This is a genomic window from Candidatus Halocynthiibacter alkanivorans (assembly GCF_003333265.1).
Taxonomy (GTDB): Bacteria; Pseudomonadota; Alphaproteobacteria; order Rhodobacterales; family Rhodobacteraceae; genus Halocyntiibacter_A; species Halocyntiibacter_A alkanivorans.
Window position 1 is genome coordinate 63,220 of the sequence record NZ_QOLB01000141.1, and the last position, 18,319, is coordinate 81,538.

Consider the following 18,319-nt stretch of genomic DNA (forward strand, 5'->3'; position numbering starts at 1 on the left):
TTTATCATGTAGCTTCGGGTGATCCGGACCGGATCAACGGTAAGAAACCGTCTCGATTGTGCCACCCTTGATTTCGATCTCGCGGAAGGAGCCGGCCGACTCACCAGGGCCGATCAGTTCAACCGCAGACGCGCCCACATAGTCGATGTCCCCACCGTTTTTCAAGATCTCCAGCGCTTTTGCAAGTTCACCGGGGAAGATTTCTTCGCCGGGCGCATTGGCCACCATTTCGATTTTGGAGACATAGTCAGCAGGTTCCACCGAACCGGCGGCCTGCATCGCCAGCAGGATCAGCGCCGCTGCGTCATAAGATTCAGACACATAGGGGGATTCACCGGTGATCCCGGCCGCGGTGGCCATTTCGATCATCGTCGCAGCACCGGGGCTGTCGGAGCCGGCGATGGTGCCGATTGAGCCTTCGATTTCGTCACCGAATGTGTTTTCCAGCGCTTCACCGATCATACCGTCGGGCAGGGCAAAAATGTCAAACGCACCGGAATCAAGCGCTGCACGGATGATGCCGGGGCCACCCTGATCGACGTAACCGGCCACAACCAGGATATCGCCACCGGCCGATGCCAGCGCACCAACCTCTGCCGAGTAATCCGCTTTGCCATCTTCATGGGCCGCAGTGATGGTCACTGTGCCGCCCTGAGCGGTGTAAGAGGTGGCGATCGCGTCGGAGAGACCTTTACCATAGTCATTGTTGGTATAAGTCAGTGCGATCGAATTATAGCCTTTTTCAAGCAGAATTTCGGCCAGCACAGCGCCCTGACGGGCATCCGAGGGCGAGGTGCGGAAGAACAGACCATTGTCGTCCGCAGTCGACAGCGCAGGAGACGTTGCGGATGGCGAAATCATCACCATACCGTTGGGCACCGCCACATTGGCCAGAACCGCGCCGGTCACACCAGAACAGTCAGCACCCATGATGCCTTTAACGCCTTCAGACGTGATCAGACGTTCTGCAGCAGCGGTCGCAGCACCTGAATCGATACAGGTCGAATCCGCACGCACCGCTTCAACGGTCATTCCGCCCAGCAGCAGGCCGGAGTCAGACACTTCTTTGATCGCCAGTTCCGCAGCGCCGCCCATATGTGGTGTCAGCGATTCAATCGGACCGGTGAACCCCAGAATGATACCAATTTTTACGGATTCAGCTGAAGCAGAACCTGCAGCCAGAAGTGCGGTTGCGGCTGTCGCCATTAGCAGTTTTTTCATCACTCAACTCCCTGTTTGGATGAAGTATTGAGCAAGAGGTTAAAGCGGTGTTCTGGAAATGAAAAGAGCGGAGAAGCCCGGTCTTAAACGCAGATTATCTTTGCACGGTATATGGTTAAAACGGCGTTATTTATAAGGCTCCCGTAGCAGTCAGGTGGATCCGAATCGGTGACGCAGGCGGTGGTTTTCCTCTCCATGCAGCGAGAAAACAACTTTGTGGTGTATAATTTTCGCACCCGCCCCGTAATAAAAGGAGAATCTGATGCGCCTGATCCTGACTATCCTGCTTTGGCTGAGCGCGCCGGCATGGGCGCAGCAAGAGACTGATTCGCCGATTCGGATCACCCAAATGGCCTCTGGCTTTGACGAACCCTGGGCGATTGGCTTTCTGCCGGACAACGCGCTGCTGGTTACTGAGCGTGCCGGGGCGCTGTGGTCGGTGACGCCAGGCGGTGCGCGATTTCGGGTGCGCGGCGTGCCCGCCGTGGCGGCGCGCGGGCAGGGCGGTCTGCTCGACATCCTGGTGCCGCGCGATTTTGCCACCAGCCGCGAGGTGTTTCTGACTTTCTCAAAGTCACAGGGCTGGGGCAGCGGCACCGCTCTGGCGGTGGGGCGGCTGTCTGAAGACAGGCGTTGGCTGCGCGATGTGCGCCTGTTGTTTGAACTGACGCCCGGCTCCACCGGCAGCCGTCATTTTGGCAGCCGGCTGGTGGAAGCGGCGGACGGCAGGTTGTTCATGACCATCGGTGAGCGCGGCGACAGGCCAGCCGCCCAGGATCTCAGCCGCGAGAACGGCTCTGTCATCCGCATCAACCGGGACGGCTCTGTCCCCGCGGACAACCCGTTTATCAACACGCAGGGCGCGCAGCCTGAAATCTGGTCCTTTGGTCACCGCAACCCCCAGGGCGCGGCGCTGGACCTGCAGGGAAATCTCTGGATCAACGAACATGGCGCGCGCGGCGGCGACGAGGTGAACCGGGTCCGCAAAGGCGCCAATTACGGCTGGCCGGTGATTTCCTACGGCGTGCATTATTCCGGTGCAAAAATCGGCGAAGGCACAGCAAAACCGGGCATGCAGCAGCCGGCGTTTTACTGGGATCCCTCGATCGCGCCCTCAGGTCTGATGATCTACTCCGGCCGCCTCTGGCCGCAGTGGCGTGGCGATTTTTTCATCGGCTCGCTGAAGTTTGACATGATCTCAAGGCTGGACGGCGACACGATGCAGGAGGTCGCGCGTATCAAAACCCCGCAAACCGGGCGGGTGCGCGACATTCGCGAAGGCCCGTCCGGTGCGATCTGGTTTCTCAGTGTTGACGATGGCGCCCTATACCGGATGACGCCGGGCTGAGCCCTGGTTGCCCAGGCCCGGGCCTTTGGCACCACGTTCCCGGTAAGGTGTGGTTTCATATTGCGCCCGGTAACACTTTGAAAAATGCGACGGCGAAGTAAAACCACAGGCCAGCGCCACGTTGATCACGCTCATATCGGTCTGCAGCAGCAGATTGCGTGCCTTCTGCAGCCGCAGGTCCATATAATAGCGTTTCGGTGAGCGGTTCAGATAGCGGCGGAACAGCCGTTCCAGCTGGCGCGTCGACATGCCGACATCCGAGGCCAGGGTGGACGGGCTGATCGGGTCCTCAATATTGGCCTCCATCATCTTGATCGATTCGGCCAGTTTGGGATGACGCACCCCGATCCGGGTCGGCACCGACAGGCGCTGATTGTCCTGTTCCGTGCGGATCAGGTTGTGAATCATCTGGTCGGCCACGGTATTGGCCAGATCCAGCCCGTATTCATCCACAATCAGGCTGAGCAACAGGTCAATTGAAGCCGTGCCACCGGCAGAGGTCATCATTTTACCATCAATGGTATAGATCGACTTGGTCAGCTCCACGTCGGGGAACTCTTCGATGAACCCGTCGGTGTTTTCCCAGTGAATGGTGGCGCGTTTGCCGTTCAGAAGGCCGGCGCAGGCCATGACATAAGACCCGGTACACAGCCCGGCAATCCGCGCCCCGCGCCGCGATTCGCGCCGCAGCCAGTTCAGAAGCTTTTTAGAGGTCACCGCGCGCACATTGATGCCGCCACAGATCAGGATCGTGTCCTCGCGCCCCACCTCTTCCAGATCCCCGTCCAACTGAAACGTGGTGCCGGCAGAACAGGTGACGCTTTCGCCACCTTCGCCATACATCTTCCAGAGGAACTCTTCCCTGCCGGAAATTCTGTTGACCTGACGCAGCGCTTCGATCGCGCTGGCATAGGACAGCATGGAGAACTGATCCAACAGAACAAAGATAAATTTGCGTTGTTTAAATTCTTCATTCTGGCGGAGGTTGGTGCGGGTCTGAGTCATCCGGGGAACTCCGTTGGAGGGCGGTAAATTACAAAAGCAAGTTTGACCGGAGGGCGCAAGGTCATTTGCATCGCGTTACGCCACAATCAGCGTTTGCACAACTGGCTTTGATGGCTATAACTTGCAACTGATAACGCTAACCTACAGGAGCAAAGACGATGAACGAATGGGTAAAATCCGCATGGCGCAACAAGCCACGAGTGCAGATGCCCGTCTATACGGATGAGGCGGCGCTGAACTCAGTTGAAACACAGCTTGCCAAATATCCGCCGCTCGTCTTTGCGGGTGAGACCCGGACCTTAAAATCCGAGCTGGCAAAAGTCGCTTCCGGCGACGCGTTTCTGCTGCAGGGCGGCGATTGCGCCGAAAGCTTTTCGGCATTTTCCGCAGATGGGATCCGCGACACGTTCAAGGTGATGCTGCAAATGGCGATGGTGCTGACCTATGGTGCCAAGGTGCCAGTGGTCAAAGTGGGCCGTATGGCCGGCCAGTTTGCCAAACCACGCTCGACACCGACCGAGACCGTCGGGGGCGTGGAACTGCCAAGCTACCGTGGCGACATCATCAACGGGTTTGACTTTAACCCTGCGTCGCGTGTGCCTGACCCCCAGCGGATGCTGCAGGCCTACACCCAGGCTGCCGCAACGCTGAACCTGCTGCGCGCCTTCTCCACGGGTGGTTATGCGGATGTGCACCAGGTGCATTCCTGGACGCTGGGCTTTGCCCGGGGCCAGGGAATTGAAAAATACCGCGAAATGGCGGACCACATTTCTGACGCGCTTGACTTCATGCGCGCCGCTGGTGTGGACAGTTTTCGTGCGCATACGCTGCAGACCGTAGATTTCTACACCAGCCATGAATCGCTGTTGCTGGAATATGAAGAGGCGCTGTGCCGGATCGACAGCACCTCGGGCAAACCGGTTGCCGGCTCTGGTCACATGATCTGGATTGGCGACCGTACCCGCCAGCCTGACGGTGCCCACGTGGAATTCGCCCGCGGTGTTCAGAACCCCATCGGCCTGAAATGTGGTCCCACCACGACGGCAGATGATCTGAAAGTGCTGATGGCGAAGTTGAACCCGGAAAACGAAGCCGGCCGTCTGACGTTGATTGCGCGTTTTGGTGCCGGTTCGGTGGGCGACCATCTGCCGCGTCTGATCAAAACGGTGCAGGAAGAAGGCGCCAATGTGGTCTGGACCTGTGACGCGATGCACGGCAATACCATCAAATCTGCCAGCGGTTATAAAACCAGGCCGTTTGAAAGTGTGCTGCGCGAAGTGCAGGAGTTCTTTGCCATTCACAATGCAGAGGGCACCGTACCTGGTGGTGTGCATTTTGAAATGACCGGCGCCGATGTGACCGAATGCACCGGTGGTGTGCGTGCGGTGAAAGACGAAGACCTGTCAGACCGCTATCACACCGCCTGTGATCCGCGCCTGAACGCGTCTCAGTCGCTGGAACTTGCCTTCCTGGTCGCCGAAGAGTTGCGCGCCCGAAGCAAAGTGGGTGTCGCCAAAGCAAGTTGAGCCGGCTTAAAGCGCTGAAATAAGGAAAGCCGGGCAGTGATGCCCGGCTTTTTGTTGTTTCCGTGTCAGACCGGATTGGAGCTTCCTGTCCCATGTCTCTGGTCAGCTTTCTGCCGCAGTTTTCCAGCTCCGTCAGCTGGTTCGCGTTGGGTCGGGCCGCGTCGCCTGGCGCCGTTGCCAGCCTGCGCCGCGGGCCTCAGTCGTCAGATTTGACCAGCTGCAGATGACTGCGCCCTGGTGCCGCGCGCGGCGGGCGGGCCTCGGATTTCTCCACCGGTTTTTTGGCTTCAGCCATTTTTCTGGCGTCGGCAAGTTTGCGGGCTTCGGCGTAACCAGGGGGGATGCGCGATGGCACCCGTGGTTTCTTGTCTGTTTCCTGTTTCGCCATTTCCTTCACCGCTGCAGGGGCGCTCAGACGTGCATTGGTCAGCGTCTGGTCTTCATCGGTCAGAATGCGGCGGCCAACCACTTCGCCAATGCTGAAGCGGCGGGGCTGGCGACCGATTTCACCGGTGCTCTGGAAACAGCCGAGGATCCGGTTGACGTCGCCCAGATCGCTTTTCAGCGGTGTCAGCAGGATCTGCGCTTCCAACTCGCCACGGCCAATGCCTTTTTCCGCATGCAGCGTCATGGTGACAAGACGCGGATCGGCAAACACGCTTTCCAGAACTTCGCCAAGACGGCCACGCGCATCGGGCAGGAACATCGCCGACAATGGCATGCCACGCACTTCCATGCCCATCAGGTCGGTCAGATGCGCCCCGGCAAGACGGAACCGCGCCACACCCGGTGCGATGCGCTCCAGAATAAAGGCATATTCCAGTGAGTGGCTCAGGCCCCGCGGGTCGATATCGGTGCGCTGTGGCACTGCGCGGTTGTTGCGAATGCCATGCCAATAGGCTTCAACCAGCGAAATGGCCGGGAAATTGCTGTCGCTGCGGCGGACGGGCAGCTCGAAAATGTTAGTTCCGCTCATGTTGTCGTTCTTCATGGCATCACCTGTTCCAATTATAAAAGTCTTACACCTGGCAATATCGCGCAGACCGGGTTTCCCTGGCTGCGTGACTGAATCCGAAGACATTGTTCAGTGTGCAACCTTCTGTTAACTATCTCAGCAAGAATGCTTACTTAGACATTAATATGTCATAATCGGGCGCTCTTGTGGAAACAAAACTAACAAATGGTTAACGCGCTATGGTTCATTCGATGACAGGTTTTGCTGCCGCCAAAGGGCAGGCGGCAGGTTTTAGCTGGAGCTGGGATCTCCGGGCCGTCAACGGGCGCGGACTTGATCTGCGCCTGCGCCTGCCCGACTGGATTGAAGGGTTGGAGCCTTTGGTGCGTGCCGCGCTGAGCGCAAATATCGGACGGGGCAATGTGACGCTGAATCTGCGTCTGGCGCGGGATGATGCCGGGTCTCAGCCCGGGCTGAACCCGGAGGCGCTGGAGCAGGTGCTGACCGCGCTGCATCAGATCCGGGACGCCGCCAACCGTAAGGGGATTGAATTGCTGCCCGCCAGCGCTGCGGATGTGATGGCCCAGCGCGGCGTGATGGATGGCCCGCGCGAAGAGGCGGACGGGGCCGCGTTGCTGACCGCATTGAAAAAAGAGCTTCCAGATCTGATCATTGCGTTCAACGAGATGCGGGCCAGCGAAGGTCAGGCGCTCAAATTGGTGCTGCTCAATCAGGTGGCCAGAATCGAAACCCTGTCTGTGCGCGCCACCGCGCTGGCCGCAGAGCGCCGCCAGATGCTCGGCGCGCGTCTGCGCGAACACCTGACGCGGGCACTTGGGGCGCTTTCTGAAGCCGATCCGGACCGGGTGGCCCAGGAGCTGGCACTGCTGGCGGTCAAGGCGGATATCACCGAAGAACTGGACCGGCTGCACGCCCATGTTGCTGCCGCAAGGGCGCTGTTGAAAGCCGAAGGTCCCGTCGGGCGCAAACTTGATTTTCTGACTCAGGAATTTAACCGCGAGGCCAATACGCTCTGTTCCAAGGCCGGTTCCGCAGCTCTGACCGCAATCGGGCTTGACCTCAAAGCCGTGATCGACCAGATGCGGGAGCAAGTTCAAAACGTCGAATAGGAGCCGGGTCCATGAGCAAAGATCGTCGCGGATTACTTATCATCCTGTCCTCGCCTTCAGGTGCCGGAAAATCCACCCTGTCGCGGCGTCTTCGCGACTGGGATTTTTCGGTGCGTTTTTCGGTCTCCGCCACCACGCGCAAACCGCGTCCGGGCGAAGTGGACGGCGAAGATTATTATTTCCGCAGCCATGACGCGTTTGAAGCGCAGATCGCTGCGGATGAAATGCTGGAACACGCGCGCGTTTTTGACAATTATTACGGCTCGCCCAAAGCGCCGGTGGAAGAGGCGATTGCCGCCGGTCAGGACGTGTTGTTTGACGTGGACTGGCAGGGTGGTCAGCAGATCCGCAACTCAGTGCTGGGCAAACATGTGTTGTCAGTGTTCATCCTGCCGCCCTCAATGGCCGAGCTGGAACGCCGGCTGATTGCGCGGGCGCAGGACGCGCCAGACGTGATCGAGGCCCGTATGGCCAAAAGCCGCGATGAAATCAGCCATTGGCCGGAATATGACTATGTGCTGATCAATGATGATCTGGACAAGACCTTTGAACAACTGAAAACCATCGTCACCGCCGAACGGATGCGCATCAGTCAGCAACCCGATCTTGTCGCCCGTGTGCGCCAGCTGAACAAAGAATTCGAGCAGCGCGACTGATCCGGGCCGCCTCAGCCGTTCTGCAATTTAGTTGATATATTCAGCGGACTGCGGCGCGGCGTCAATAATATCAAAATCCAGCGCCGGGCAGAGCGAAGTAACTTCATTGATCACCATGGCCGGCACCGGAAGTCCCGCAGCAATCGCGCGATAGCAGCCGGCATAGCCGCTGGCCTGCAAAATCATTGCCAGGTCAAGGCAGTCAAACTCCGCCGTGAATGCCATAGATATGACCAGATCCGGCTTGCGTTCCGTCAGGAGTGCAGGGGTGATTTCGTGATAATTTACAGACGTGACATCGCTCAGGCCTGACAAAATCAGGTGTAAGTCAGCCGGGTTGGAATTGTCCCGTACGGTCAGCACAATCCTGTTTCCCGAAGTCAATTTACCGTCTGATTTCATATCGTTACCGTAAGTGGAATGTTATGGCTGTACCAGTTTTTGCTGTCAGAGATATGACCTGGAAACGGGAGTGACTTCAATATGTAAAGTAAACCATTTCACATATTAATCTGGCGCTTTCTGTTTGTAGCCAAGGCGGCCCGATCAGTGCTTTGGCTCAGCGCGGCAGCATATCTTCGACATTGATCTGCTGTTTCAGCCAGTCACAAAAGAAGTTCAGCGCCGGATCCGCTGCTTTGTCGACCGGCCAGACCAGGTAGTAGTCGCCCAGGCTCACCGCAGGTCCCTGCATCGCCCGCACCAGGCGTCCGTCGCTTAATTCCCGCTCCACCAGGTAATCCGGCAGCAACGCAACCCCAAGACCGTGCACCGCCGCCTGCGTGATGGTGGAAAACTGGTCATAGAGCGTGCCGGTCAGCGGACCGGGCTCTACCCCGTTGGCCGCCATCCAGTTTTCCCAGGCACTGGGGCGGGTTTCAATATGCAACAGCGGCAGGCGGCACAGATCACCTGGTCCGCGCAACGTGACTGACCGCAATAGCTCCGGTGCGCAGACCGGGATCACATATTCGGTTTTCAACTTCATATGCCCGGCGCCAGGCCAGTCGGTGGTGCCAAAATGCAGAGCGGCATCAAACCCTTCGCTGTCAAAGTCAAACGGCGCCAGTCTTGTGGCCATATTGATGGTGATCTCCGGGTGTGAGCGGGCAAAATCGGCCAGACGTGGCACCAGCCAACGCATGCCAAAGGTGGGCAGGATCGCCAGATTAAGCGAACCACCGCCGGGATTGGCCCGCAACTTCAGCGACGCCTGGGCGATCTGCTGCAGCGCTTTGCGCACTTCCTGAGCATATTGCCGTGCCGCTGGCGTCAGATGCAGCCGCTTTTTCTCGCGGATGATCAGTGTCACCCCCATCTGCCCCTCCAGCACCTGCAACTGCCGGCTAACCGCCGATTGCGTGAGATCAAGTTCCTGTGCCACCGCAGTGGCGGAGCCCAACCGCTCCAGCGCTTCAAGCGCCCGCAGCGAGGAAATCGAGGGTAAGAAGCGGCGTGGAGCGATCATCTATTCGTTTTACTCATGAAGTCATGCATAAATCTCGTTTTATCATGCGTTCCATTCGGGGTAAAACAGATTCAACCGCGCCGGTCCGGACCCTGGCGCCCCCGTTGCAACGAAAGACATATCATGACCGACAGACCTGCACTCAAAGCCAAAGACGCGCCCGAACTTTCTTCCTTCAACTGGCAGGACCCGCTGTTGCTGGAGCAGCAACTGAGCGAGGAAGAGCGGATGATGCGTGACTCCGCCCGGGCCTATTGCCAGCAAAAACTGGCACCGCGCATCGTCGACGCCTATGCCAACGAGGCCACCGACCCCGAGATCTTCCGCGAAATGGGCGACATGGGCCTGCTCGGCATCACCGTGCCGGAGCAATATGGTGGTCTTGGCGCCGGCTATGTCTCCTATGGTCTGGTGGCGCGCGAAGTGGAGCGCATTGACTCCGGCTACCGCTCGATGATGTCGGTGCAAAGCTCGCTGGTGATGTATCCGATCTATGCCTATGGCTCCGAAGAGCAGCGGCAAAAATACCTGCCTGGCCTCGCCGCCGGCACGCTGATCGGTTGTTTTGGCCTCACTGAGCCCGACGCCGGCTCTGATCCGGGTGGCATGAAAACCCGCGCTGAAAAAACGCCCACCGGTTATAAACTGACCGGGTCCAAAATGTGGATCTCCAACTCTCCGATTGCGGATGTGTTTGTGGTCTGGGCCAAATCCGACGCCCATGGCGGCAAAATCCGGGGCTTTGTGCTCGACAAGGGTATGACCGGCCTCTCAGCACCAAAAATCGGCAATAAACTGTCCTTGCGTGCCTCGATCACCGGCGAGATTGTTATGGACGGCGTAGAGGTCGGTGAAGACGCCCTGCTGCCCCATGTCGAAGGTCTCAAAGGCCCGTTTGGCTGTCTCAACCGGGCGCGTTATGGCATCTCCTGGGGCGTTATGGGCGCGGCTGAATTCTGCTGGCACGCCTCGCGCCAGTATGGTCTCGACCGCAAACAGTTCAACAAACCCCTGGCCCAGACCCAGCTGTTTCAGCTGAAACTGGCCAATATGCAGACCGAGATCACCCTTGGATTGCAGGCCGCGCTTCAAGTTGGCCGTTTGATGGACGCCGCTCAGGCCGCGCCCGAAATGATCTCGCTGATCAAACGCAACAACTGCGGCAAAGCGCTCGAAATCGCCCGTCACAGCCGCGACATGCATGGCGGCAACGGTATTTCCGGTGAATTCCAGGTTATCCGCCATATGATCAACCTTGAAACGGTGAACACCTATGAGGGCACCCATGACGTGCATGCGCTGATCCTGGGCCGGGCCCAGACCGGCCTGCAGGCGTTTTTCTGAGGGGAATGGCATGGACCGCGCCGAAATCGTTCATCAGAATTTCCTGAACCGCGTCAGTGCGGGCAACCTGCCGGTCTCAGACGGTGCGCCGAGCCTTGCCGCCAGTGGCATGAGCCGCGAAAAACTGGTGTCGTTGTTCCAGTCCCAACTGCTGTCGCGTCATCTTGACCGCCATTCGCGCAAACTTCAGGCGCGCGGGCAGGGGTTCTATACCATCGGATCCTCAGGGCATGAGGGCAACGGTGCCGTCGCGCTGGCGATGCGTGTCACCGATCCGGCCTTCCTGCACTATCGCGGCGCCACCTTTCAGATTGCCCGTGCCAGCCAGGTGCCGGGGCAGACACCACTGTGGGACATGCTGCTGTCTTTCACCTCCTCCTCGGATGATCCGATCTCCGGCGGCCGTCACAAGGTGCTCGGCTCCAAAGCTCTGAACATCCCGCCGCAGACCTCGACCATTGCTTCGCATCTGCCCAAGGCGGTTGGCGCGGCCTATTCCATGGGTCTGGCGGCGCGGCGTCCGCCGGAACACCTGGAATGGCCCTGCGACAGCATCGCCATGTGTTCCTTTGGCGACGCCTCGCTGAACCACTCCACCGCCCAGGGCGCGATCAACACCGCTGGCTGGACTGCCTGGCAAAACGTGCCGCTGCCGCTGATGTTTGTCTGCGAAGACAACGGCATTGGCATCTCCACCAAAAGCCCCGGCGGCTGGGTTGCAGCCAATCTCGCCAACCGCCCCGGCCTGCAGTATTTTCGCGCCGACGGGCTGGACCCGGTTGCTTGTTATACCGCCGCGAAAGAAGCCGCCGACTGGATCCGCACGCAACGTAAACCGGCAGTACTGCACATGAATTGCGTGCGCCTCTATGGCCATGCCGGACCTGATGTGCAGACCGCCTATATGAGCCGCGAAGAGGTCGAGGCCACCGAGGCCCATGACCCGCTGCTTTATTCCGCCCGCCGGGTGATGGCGGATGCCGGCCTCTCAACCGAAGATGTGCTGCGGCTTTACAACGATACTGACGCCCGCACCGCGCGGGCCGCTGAACAGGCAATCACCCGGCCACGGCTGCAAAATGCGGACCAGATCATGGCCGCCATCGTGCCGCCAAAACGGGAGTGCGTGCCGACAAATGGCCCCTCTGAAGAGCTGCGCGCCGCCACTTTTGGCGCGCCTGACATGCGGGCAATGAAAGAGCCGCAGCATATGGCCAAGCTGCTGAACATGGCGATGACCGACCTGATGCTGGCCCATGAGGACATCGTCATGGCCGGCGAAGATGTCGGCAACAAAGGCGGCGTTTACGGTGTCACCCAGCGCCTGCAGCAACGTTTTGGCCAGGACCGGATGATCGACACGCTGTTGGATGAGCAATCGATCCTCGGTCTGGCCATTGGCCTCGGGCAAAACGGCTTCCTGCCGATGCCGGAAATCCAGTTTCTGGCCTATCTGCACAATGCCGAAGACCAGATCCGCGGCGAGGCAGCGACGCTGTCTTTCTTCTCAGACGGTCAGTATACCAACCCGATGGTGCTGCGCATCGCCGGGCTTGGGTATCAACGCGGCTTTGGCGGCCATTTCCACAATGACAATTCACTCGCGGTTCTGCGCGATATACCAGGTATCATTCTTGCTGTGCCTTCAAACGGTTATGATGCGGTGCTGATGTTACGTGAAGCGGTGTGCCTGGCGCGCGAAGAACAGCGCATCGTGGTTTTTGTCGAACCGATTGCGCTTTACATGACCCGCGACCTGCATGAGGCGGGCGACAATGGTTGGTGTTTTGACTATCCACTGTCGGGCAGTGATAGCATCCCACTGGGCCAGATCGGTGTGCATGGTAACGGCAAAGATGTGGCCATCGTCACCTATGGCAATGGCGCCTACCTGTCGCGCAAAGCGCAGAAAACCCTCGCCGCTCAGGGCATCAACATCCGCATTATCGACATGCGGTGGCTGTCGCCTTTGCCTGAAGATGCGATCATAAGTGCTTGTAAAGGTGCTCAAAACATCCTGGTCGTGGATGAATGCCGTCACACCGGTTCGCAATCTGAGGCCTTGATGGCATTGTTCACCGAACAAAGCAGCCAGCCAGTGAGCCGCATCACCGCCAAAGACAGTTTCATCGCCACCGGTCCCGCCTATGGTGCCACCTTGCCAAGTGTGGACGAAATTGTTGAACGAGTTCAGTATATTATCCGCAATACCGGAGGCAGATCATGAGCCGGAAATCCGCTCTTGTCATCGCCCCCGGTCGTGGCACCTATAACAAAGAGGAACTTGGCTACCTGGCCCGGCACCATGGCGACAAGCGGGATCTGATCGCCGGATTTGATGCGTTGCGTCGCGCCAGCGGCGAGACCCCGGTCTCTGAACTCGACGGTGCCACAATTTACAGCGCTGCACGCTTTACCCGCGGCGACAATGCGTCGGCGCTGATCTATAGCTGCGCCTATTCTGATTACATGAGCATTGATCAGCAACTGTTTGATATTGTAGGAATTACCGGCAATTCGATGGGCTGGTATGTTGCCATGGCCTGCGCCGGTGTGTTGACGGCGGATGCCGGGTTCGAACTGGTCAATACCACCGGGCGGCTGATGCATGACAGCATGATCGGTGGCCAGATCCTCTATCCGGTGGTGGATGAAAACTGGGTCGAGGTTCCCGGCCGGCGCGCCGCGCTGATGCAGATGATTGATGACACCGACGGGCTTTACCTGTCGATCGACCTCGGCGGTATGATTGTTTTTGCCGGCACCGAGGCCGCTCTGGAAACCGCAACCGCCCGGCTGGATCCCCTGCAGGGGCGTTTCCCGATGCGGCTGAAAAACCACGCGGGCTTTCACGCGCCGCTGCAACAGCCAGTGGCAGAGCAGGCGCAATCGGCGCTGGCACATCTGTCGCTGCAGCAACCGCACAGCCCGCTGATCGACGGGCGCGGTGCGCTGTGGCAACCGCCACTCAGTGACCTCGCGGCCCTGTGGCGCTACACGCTCGGCCGCCAAATCGTGACCCCCTATGATTTCACCCGCGCTCTGCGCAATGCGCTGCGCGAACTGGCACCCGATGTGGTCATCATCCTGGGCCCGGGCACCACGCTGGGCGGCGCCGTGGCGCAGACCCTGATTGCCAGTGACTGGCACGGGCTGGGCAATAAATATGATTTTTCTGCACGCCAGGACGCTGATCCCCTGATCCTGTCGATGGGAATTGCGGCGCAACGCGACATCGTAACCGGCGATAAACACGGCTAACTCTGAGGAGAGCATCATGAACTACAGTAACATTCTGGCCGACTGCGGTCTGGGCGCTGACGTCATTGCCAGTGGCGACCTGGTGGTCACCACCCCCGTTGACGGTAGCGAAATCGCCCGGCTGAAAATGCACAGCCTCACTGAAGTTGATGGTAAAATCAAAGCCGCCTCCGCTGCGTTCAAACTCTGGCGCAACGTGCCAGCGCCGCGCCGGGGCGAGCTGGTGCGTCTGCTGGGCGAGGAGCTGCGGTCCGAAAAAGACCGGCTCGGCGCGCTGGTGACGCTGGAATGCGGCAAAATCCTCCAGGAAGGGCTGGGCGAAGTTCAGGAAATGATCGACATCTGCGATTTTGCCGTCGGCCTGTCGCGCCAGCTCTATGGTCTGACCATTGCCTCGGAACGCCCCGGCCACGCCATGCGCGAGTCCTGGCACCCGATGGGCACCTGCGGCGTGATCACGGCGTTCAACTTCCCGGTGGCGCCCTGGTGCTGGAACGCTGCGCTGGCGCTGGTGTGCGGCGATCCGGTGATTTGGAAGCCGTCGGAAAAAACCCCGCTGACCGCGATGGCGGTGCAAAATATCTGCGACCGGGTGATGGCGCGCTTTGGTGAGGACGCACCGGAAGGTCTGATCCAGATCGTCATCGGCGAACGCGATCTGGGCCAGGCGCTGACCGCCTCGCGCGATGTCGCGCTCATTTCGGCCACCGGATCCGTCCCCATGGGCCGCGCGGTGGCCCAGGACATGGCGGCCCGTCTCGGTCGTTCGATCCTGGAGTTGGGCGGCAACAATGCGATGATTGTGGCACCTTCGGCCGATCTGGAAATGGCTCTGCGCGCGACGGTCTTTTCCGCTGTGGGCACAGCCGGGCAGCGCTGTACGTCGCTGCGCCGTCTGATCGTGCATGAAGACATCTATGACACCCTGGTGCCACGTCTGATCAAAGCATACGGCGGTCTGCCAATCGGAGATCCGCTTGCGGCAAAAACGCTTGTCGGTCCGCTGATCGACAAGGCAGCAATGGACGCCATGGAAAGCGCCCTGATCACTGCAAAAGAGCAGGGCGGTGTGGTGCATGGCGGCGGTCAGACGCTGACAGGCAATATGCCGGATGCCGCTTATGTGGTGCCGTCGATTGTCGAAATGCCGGCCCAGAGCGCCATCGTGCATCATGAAACATTCGCGCCGATCCTTTACGTGATGAAATATTCCACCCTGGACCAGGCGATTGAGTTGCAAAACGAAGTGCCTCAGGGCCTGTCTTCGTCGATCTTTTCTACTGATGTACGCGAAACCGAAATGTTCCTGTCGGCGTCGGGCTCAGATTGTGGCATTGCCAACGTGAATATCGGCCCGTCGGGCGCCGAAATCGGCGGCGCTTTTGGCGGCGAAAAGGAAACCGGCGGCGGGCGCGAAAGCGGTTCGGACGCCTGGAAGGCCTATATGCGGCGCCAGACCAATACGGTGAACTATTCCCGCGACTTACCCCTGGCTCAGGGCATAACGTTTGACATCTGATCAGCACATTGCGAAGGGGCTGAAAGGCCCCTTCCTGCAACAGAAAGATCTTTGATGAGCCAGGACAACAACCTGTGGCGTCACAGCGCCGCCGAGAGCATCACCACCACGCCGCTGGCGGGCGATCACGATTGCGATCTGGTGGTGATCGGCGGCGGTTACACCGGCACATCGGCCGCTTTGACTGCTGCAGAGCAGGGGGCGTCGACCTGTCTGCTGGAAGCGCGCGACATCGGTTATGGTGGCTCCGGGCGCAATGTCGGGCTGGTCAATGCGGGGCTCTGGCTGCCGCCGGAAACGATCTGCCAGCAGATAGGAGCGCGGCCTGGCGCCAAGTTGATTGACGATCTGGGTCAGGCGCCTGACCGGGTGTTTGGCCTGATCGACACATACCAGATTGACTGCGAAGCGACGCGAAACGGCACACTGCACAATGCCCACAATGCCGCCGGGCTGCGCGATATTGCGGAGCGTCATCGGCAGCTTTTGGCCACCGGCGCGCCAGTGACATTGCTCGATGCGAATGAGGCCCGGGCGCGCAACGGCAGCGCGCGCGTTTTTGGCGCGTTGCATGACGCGCGCGCCGGCACCATTCAGCCGCGCGCCTATTGTCTGGGCCTGGCGCGCGCCGCGCAGCAGGCCGGCGCGCAACTACATGAATATTCGCCGGCACAGATGATCCGCCATGATGGGGCGCAGTGGATCGTCAAAACCCCGGGTGGTGAGGTGCGGGCAGGCGCGCTGATCCAGGCCACCAATGGCTATCATCTTGGCGACACCGGCGCGCCCGTGCCGCAATATGTGCCCATCTGGTTCAGCCAGCTGGCCACAAAACCGCTGCCCGGGGCGCTGCGCCGCGACATTCTTGCCGGTGGCGAAGGCTGTTGGGATACCGCGCTGGTGATGAATTCATGGCGGTTGGACCAGGCCGGGCGGCTGATCATCGGCGCCATGGGCGATATCAGCCACGTCGCTGGCGGGCTGCACCGCGCCTATCTGCAACGCAAACTGGCCGCGCTTTATCCGCAGCTGGCGGGGCAGCCGCTTGATTTTGGCTGGAGCGGGCGCATCGCGATGACGTCAGATCATATCCCCAAGACCGTGGAGCTGGGGCCGCGCGGGCTCAGCACATTTGGCTATTCCGGACGTGGCATCGGACCGGGCACCAGCTTTGGTATTGCTTTGGCAAATGCGGTGCTGGCGGGCGACACGTCAAAACTGCCGCTGCCGGTGATCAAATGCCACCGCGAACATTTTGCCGGTCTGCGCGCGGTATATTACGAGACCGGCGCCACTCTGATACACAGCCTGCCGGCCGGCTGATGTGGCGCCGCAGCAGGGCGCCACATCAGCCGAGTGCGGGTTTACAGCCTGGGCAGCAATGCATCAATGTGGTCATTGGTGGCCAGAATGCGCGACCCGTTTTGCAGGAACTCCCGCACCGGCGCATGGTCCACCCGACCACCTGCCTCTTTGATGATCGCAATGCCGGCGAACGCGTCCCATGCGTTCAGATGCGCTTCATAGTAGCCCTCGGTCCAGCCGGCGGCGACACCAATCAGTCCCATCACTGCAGCGCCTTCGCGGCGATACTCCATGCCCGCCTCAATCAGATCGCGGATATTGTCCAGATGCGGCTGCAGCGGTTCACGCCCTGAACGCCCCAGCGACAATACTGCGCTATCCGCTGTGTCGTTGCGCGAGACTGTAATCGGCGCCCCGTTCAGAAAAGCGCCCCTGCCGCGCTGCGCGGTGATCAGCATAGACAGGTCCGGCAGCGAAATAACCCCAAGCTCGATGTCATCCCCCCGGGAATAGCCGATCGAAACACCCCAACCGCTCATGCCGCGCATGTAATTGGCAGTGCCGTCAATCGGATCCACAACCCAGCAGTCTGGTCCCAGATCATCGGCGCCGCCCTCTTCTTCACCCAAAAAACTGTCTTCGGGAAAGGCGGCCGCAACCCGCTCGCGGATCAGCCGTTCCACCGCGCGGTCGGCTTCGGTCACAAAATCCTGGGCGCCTTTGGAGGCGACAAATCCGGCGCCGGCAGCGTCCCGCATCTGCTGTGCAAGGATCCCGGCTTCCGTGGCAAGCGCAGTGGCAAATTCCATCCGTTTGGTAATTTCAGTCATCAATTTAACTTTCTGCTTTTGCCGGCACGCGGGGGCGAGGATGGCGTTGTGGCTTTTTCATAGGCAGGGCAGGTCGGATTGACCAGCGCTAACATTGGCTCAGAGGCGCTGTGCACGGTGATCCCGCCCGGTTCGGCTGGCGACTGCGCGCGATTGAACTTAGCCCCTGCAGGAGAGTGGCCTGCGCATTCCGTTTATGTGCGCGACCTGCGCTATGACAGCATATGACCGGGTGGCGGGCCAGGCATTCACAAAAACTTCTTTAGTATATCAATCAGATAAAGGCGGGCGTTAAAGCTACAACTCCGGTTCAATGCGTGCCGGCGCACTGGCTGTGGTCGCCAAAGGCGCGCAGGATATTGCAGCAATGGTCCGGTCCGCCATCACAAGACGCCTGAATGCGCACCAGTTCCTGTTCCAGCAGGTGCAGCCGTTGAATGCGACCGCGAATGTCCTGCAGATGTTCCGCTGCGATGCGATGGCTGTCCACATGCGCCGCGCCGGCACGGTCCTGCAGCTGTATCAATTCACGGATCGCTTCAAGCGGCAGGCCCAGGTCGCGGCCATGTTTGATAAAACCCAGCCGGTCGAGCCCCTGATGGTCATAACGCCGCTGATTGCCTTCGCTGCGACCAGGCTCCGGGATCAGCCCCATTTGTTCGTAATAGCGGATGGTTGGCACTTTCACGCCGGTGCGCTTTGAAAGTTCTCCGATGGAAAACATAAAAACCTCTTGAACCTCTAGTGACTA

General features: G+C 59.6%; 16 protein-coding genes. 9 read left to right on the top strand and 7 right to left on the bottom strand.

Going from position 1 to position 18,319, the window contains the following annotated elements; genetic code table 11:
• Window positions 1–33: 33 nt before the first annotated feature.
• Entirely contained in the window at window positions 34–1,221 is a 1,188-nt protein-coding gene (locus tag DWA01_RS18650) for an ABC transporter substrate-binding protein (protein WP_114287313.1), read from the bottom strand.
• 262 nt (window positions 1,222–1,483) lie between these two features.
• Here DWA01_RS18650 and DWA01_RS18655 point away from each other — a divergent pair, with 262 nt between their 5' ends.
• The gene (locus DWA01_RS18655; RefSeq protein WP_114287314.1) at window positions 1,484–2,569 is read left to right on the top strand and encodes a PQQ-dependent sugar dehydrogenase; all 1,086 of its coding nucleotides are present in this window, start codon (window positions 1,484–1,486) and stop codon (window positions 2,567–2,569) included.
• Here the strand turns inward: DWA01_RS18655 and DWA01_RS18660 are convergent.
• On the bottom strand, window positions 2,546–3,574 hold the full coding sequence (locus DWA01_RS18660) for a GlxA family transcriptional regulator (RefSeq protein WP_114287315.1): 1,029 nt from the start codon (window positions 3,572–3,574) through the stop codon (window positions 2,546–2,548). The two genes, DWA01_RS18655 and DWA01_RS18660, sit on opposite strands and share 24 nt — an antisense overlap.
• 158 nt (window positions 3,575–3,732) lie before the next feature.
• Here DWA01_RS18660 and DWA01_RS18665 point away from each other — a divergent pair, with 158 nt between their 5' ends.
• A complete protein-coding gene (locus DWA01_RS18665) occupies window positions 3,733–5,100 on the top strand; it encodes a class II 3-deoxy-7-phosphoheptulonate synthase (RefSeq protein ID WP_114287316.1) in 1,368 nt (455 codons plus the stop codon).
• Between the two features lie 196 nt (window positions 5,101–5,296).
• Here DWA01_RS18665 and DWA01_RS18670 read toward each other — a convergent pair whose 3' ends face one another.
• Window positions 5,297–6,091 (bottom strand): PAS domain-containing protein, encoded by a 795-nt coding sequence (locus tag DWA01_RS18670; protein WP_114287317.1) that lies wholly within the window; start codon window positions 6,089–6,091, stop codon window positions 5,297–5,299.
• A 203-nt stretch (window positions 6,092–6,294) separates the two neighbouring features.
• On the opposite strand from DWA01_RS18670, the gene DWA01_RS18675 reads away from it, so the two are divergent.
• Both DWA01_RS18675 and gmk read left to right on the top strand, forming a co-directional pair.
• Window positions 6,295–7,185, top strand: a complete 891-nt coding sequence (locus tag DWA01_RS18675) for a YicC/YloC family endoribonuclease (protein WP_114287318.1) — start codon at window positions 6,295–6,297, stop codon at window positions 7,183–7,185.
• 11 nt (window positions 7,186–7,196) lie between these two features.
• Window positions 7,197–7,841, top strand: a complete 645-nt coding sequence (gene gmk, locus DWA01_RS18680) for a guanylate kinase (protein ID WP_114287319.1) — start codon at window positions 7,197–7,199, stop codon at window positions 7,839–7,841.
• 27 nt (window positions 7,842–7,868) lie between these two features.
• Here the strand turns inward: gmk and DWA01_RS18685 are convergent, their stop codons facing one another.
• Together DWA01_RS18685 and DWA01_RS18690 are read right to left on the bottom strand one after the other, a co-directional pair.
• On the bottom strand, window positions 7,869–8,204 hold the full coding sequence (locus DWA01_RS18685) for a hypothetical protein (protein ID WP_114287320.1): 336 nt from the start codon (window positions 8,202–8,204) through the stop codon (window positions 7,869–7,871).
• A gap of 196 nt (window positions 8,205–8,400) precedes the next feature.
• Complete coding sequence (locus tag DWA01_RS18690; protein ID WP_114287321.1) at window positions 8,401–9,309, bottom strand: LysR family transcriptional regulator; 909 nt, start codon at window positions 9,307–9,309, stop codon at window positions 8,401–8,403.
• Window positions 9,310–9,432: 123 nt separating this feature from the next.
• Between DWA01_RS18690 and DWA01_RS18695 the strand changes: the two genes are divergently transcribed.
• From DWA01_RS18695 to DWA01_RS18715, 5 genes are read left to right on the top strand one after another with little or no spacing between them, the layout of a single operon-like run.
• The gene (locus tag DWA01_RS18695) at window positions 9,433–10,653 is read left to right on the top strand and encodes an acyl-CoA dehydrogenase (RefSeq protein WP_114287322.1); all 1,221 of its coding nucleotides are present in this window, start codon (window positions 9,433–9,435) and stop codon (window positions 10,651–10,653) included.
• A gap of 10 nt (window positions 10,654–10,663) precedes the next feature.
• Window positions 10,664–12,880, top strand: coding sequence for a dehydrogenase E1 component subunit alpha/beta (locus tag DWA01_RS18700; RefSeq protein ID WP_114287323.1), 2,217 nt, complete (start codon window positions 10,664–10,666; stop codon window positions 12,878–12,880).
• Complete coding sequence (locus DWA01_RS18705) at window positions 12,877–13,914, top strand: ACP S-malonyltransferase (RefSeq protein ID WP_114287324.1); 1,038 nt, start codon at window positions 12,877–12,879, stop codon at window positions 13,912–13,914. Before DWA01_RS18700 ends, DWA01_RS18705 begins: the two co-directional genes overlap by 4 nt.
• A 16-nt stretch (window positions 13,915–13,930) precedes the next feature.
• Entirely contained in the window at window positions 13,931–15,433 is a 1,503-nt protein-coding gene (gene amaB, locus DWA01_RS18710) for an L-piperidine-6-carboxylate dehydrogenase (RefSeq protein WP_114287325.1), read from the top strand.
• 54 nt (window positions 15,434–15,487) lie between these two features.
• The gene (locus tag DWA01_RS18715; RefSeq protein ID WP_114287326.1) at window positions 15,488–16,756 is read left to right on the top strand and encodes an NAD(P)/FAD-dependent oxidoreductase; all 1,269 of its coding nucleotides are present in this window, start codon (window positions 15,488–15,490) and stop codon (window positions 16,754–16,756) included.
• A 41-nt stretch (window positions 16,757–16,797) separates the two neighbouring features.
• Here the strand turns inward: DWA01_RS18715 and DWA01_RS18720 are convergent, their stop codons facing one another.
• On the bottom strand, window positions 16,798–17,568 hold the full coding sequence (locus DWA01_RS18720; protein ID WP_114287327.1) for an inositol monophosphatase family protein: 771 nt from the start codon (window positions 17,566–17,568) through the stop codon (window positions 16,798–16,800).
• 310 nt (window positions 17,569–17,878) lie between these two features.
• Complete coding sequence (locus DWA01_RS18725; RefSeq protein ID WP_114287328.1) at window positions 17,879–18,292, bottom strand: MerR family transcriptional regulator; 414 nt, start codon at window positions 18,290–18,292, stop codon at window positions 17,879–17,881.
• Between the last annotated feature and the right edge of the window lie 27 nt (window positions 18,293–18,319).

What these genes read in the sequence shown, in the direction of transcription:
- DWA01_RS18705 (WP_114287324.1), top strand. Translation starts at nt 12,877, where the DNA reads ATGAGCCGGAAATCCGCTCTTGTCATCGCCCCCGGTCGTGGCACCTAT.
- DWA01_RS18660 (WP_114287315.1), bottom strand. Translation starts at nt 3,574, where the DNA reads ATGACTCAGACCCGCACCAACCTCCGCCAGAATGAAGAATTTAAACAA.
- DWA01_RS18715 (WP_114287326.1), top strand. Translation starts at nt 15,488, where the DNA reads ATGAGCCAGGACAACAACCTGTGGCGTCACAGCGCCGCCGAGAGCATC.
- DWA01_RS18690 (WP_114287321.1), bottom strand. Translation starts at nt 9,309, where the DNA reads ATGATCGCTCCACGCCGCTTCTTACCCTCGATTTCCTCGCTGCGGGCG.
- DWA01_RS18675 (WP_114287318.1), top strand. Translation starts at nt 6,295, where the DNA reads ATGGTTCATTCGATGACAGGTTTTGCTGCCGCCAAAGGGCAGGCGGCA.
- DWA01_RS18695 (WP_114287322.1), top strand. Translation starts at nt 9,433, where the DNA reads ATGACCGACAGACCTGCACTCAAAGCCAAAGACGCGCCCGAACTTTCT.
- DWA01_RS18650 (WP_114287313.1), bottom strand. Translation starts at nt 1,221, where the DNA reads ATGAAAAAACTGCTAATGGCGACAGCCGCAACCGCACTTCTGGCTGCA.
- DWA01_RS18720 (WP_114287327.1), bottom strand. Translation starts at nt 17,568, where the DNA reads ATGACTGAAATTACCAAACGGATGGAATTTGCCACTGCGCTTGCCACG.
- DWA01_RS18670 (WP_114287317.1), bottom strand. Translation starts at nt 6,091, where the DNA reads ATGAAGAACGACAACATGAGCGGAACTAACATTTTCGAGCTGCCCGTC.
- DWA01_RS18655 (WP_114287314.1), top strand. Translation starts at nt 1,484, where the DNA reads ATGCGCCTGATCCTGACTATCCTGCTTTGGCTGAGCGCGCCGGCATGG.
- gmk (WP_114287319.1), top strand. Translation starts at nt 7,197, where the DNA reads ATGAGCAAAGATCGTCGCGGATTACTTATCATCCTGTCCTCGCCTTCA.
- DWA01_RS18725 (WP_114287328.1), bottom strand. Translation starts at nt 18,292, where the DNA reads ATGTTTTCCATCGGAGAACTTTCAAAGCGCACCGGCGTGAAAGTGCCA.
- DWA01_RS18665 (WP_114287316.1), top strand. Translation starts at nt 3,733, where the DNA reads ATGAACGAATGGGTAAAATCCGCATGGCGCAACAAGCCACGAGTGCAG.
- amaB (WP_114287325.1), top strand. Translation starts at nt 13,931, where the DNA reads ATGAACTACAGTAACATTCTGGCCGACTGCGGTCTGGGCGCTGACGTC.
- DWA01_RS18700 (WP_114287323.1), top strand. Translation starts at nt 10,664, where the DNA reads ATGGACCGCGCCGAAATCGTTCATCAGAATTTCCTGAACCGCGTCAGT.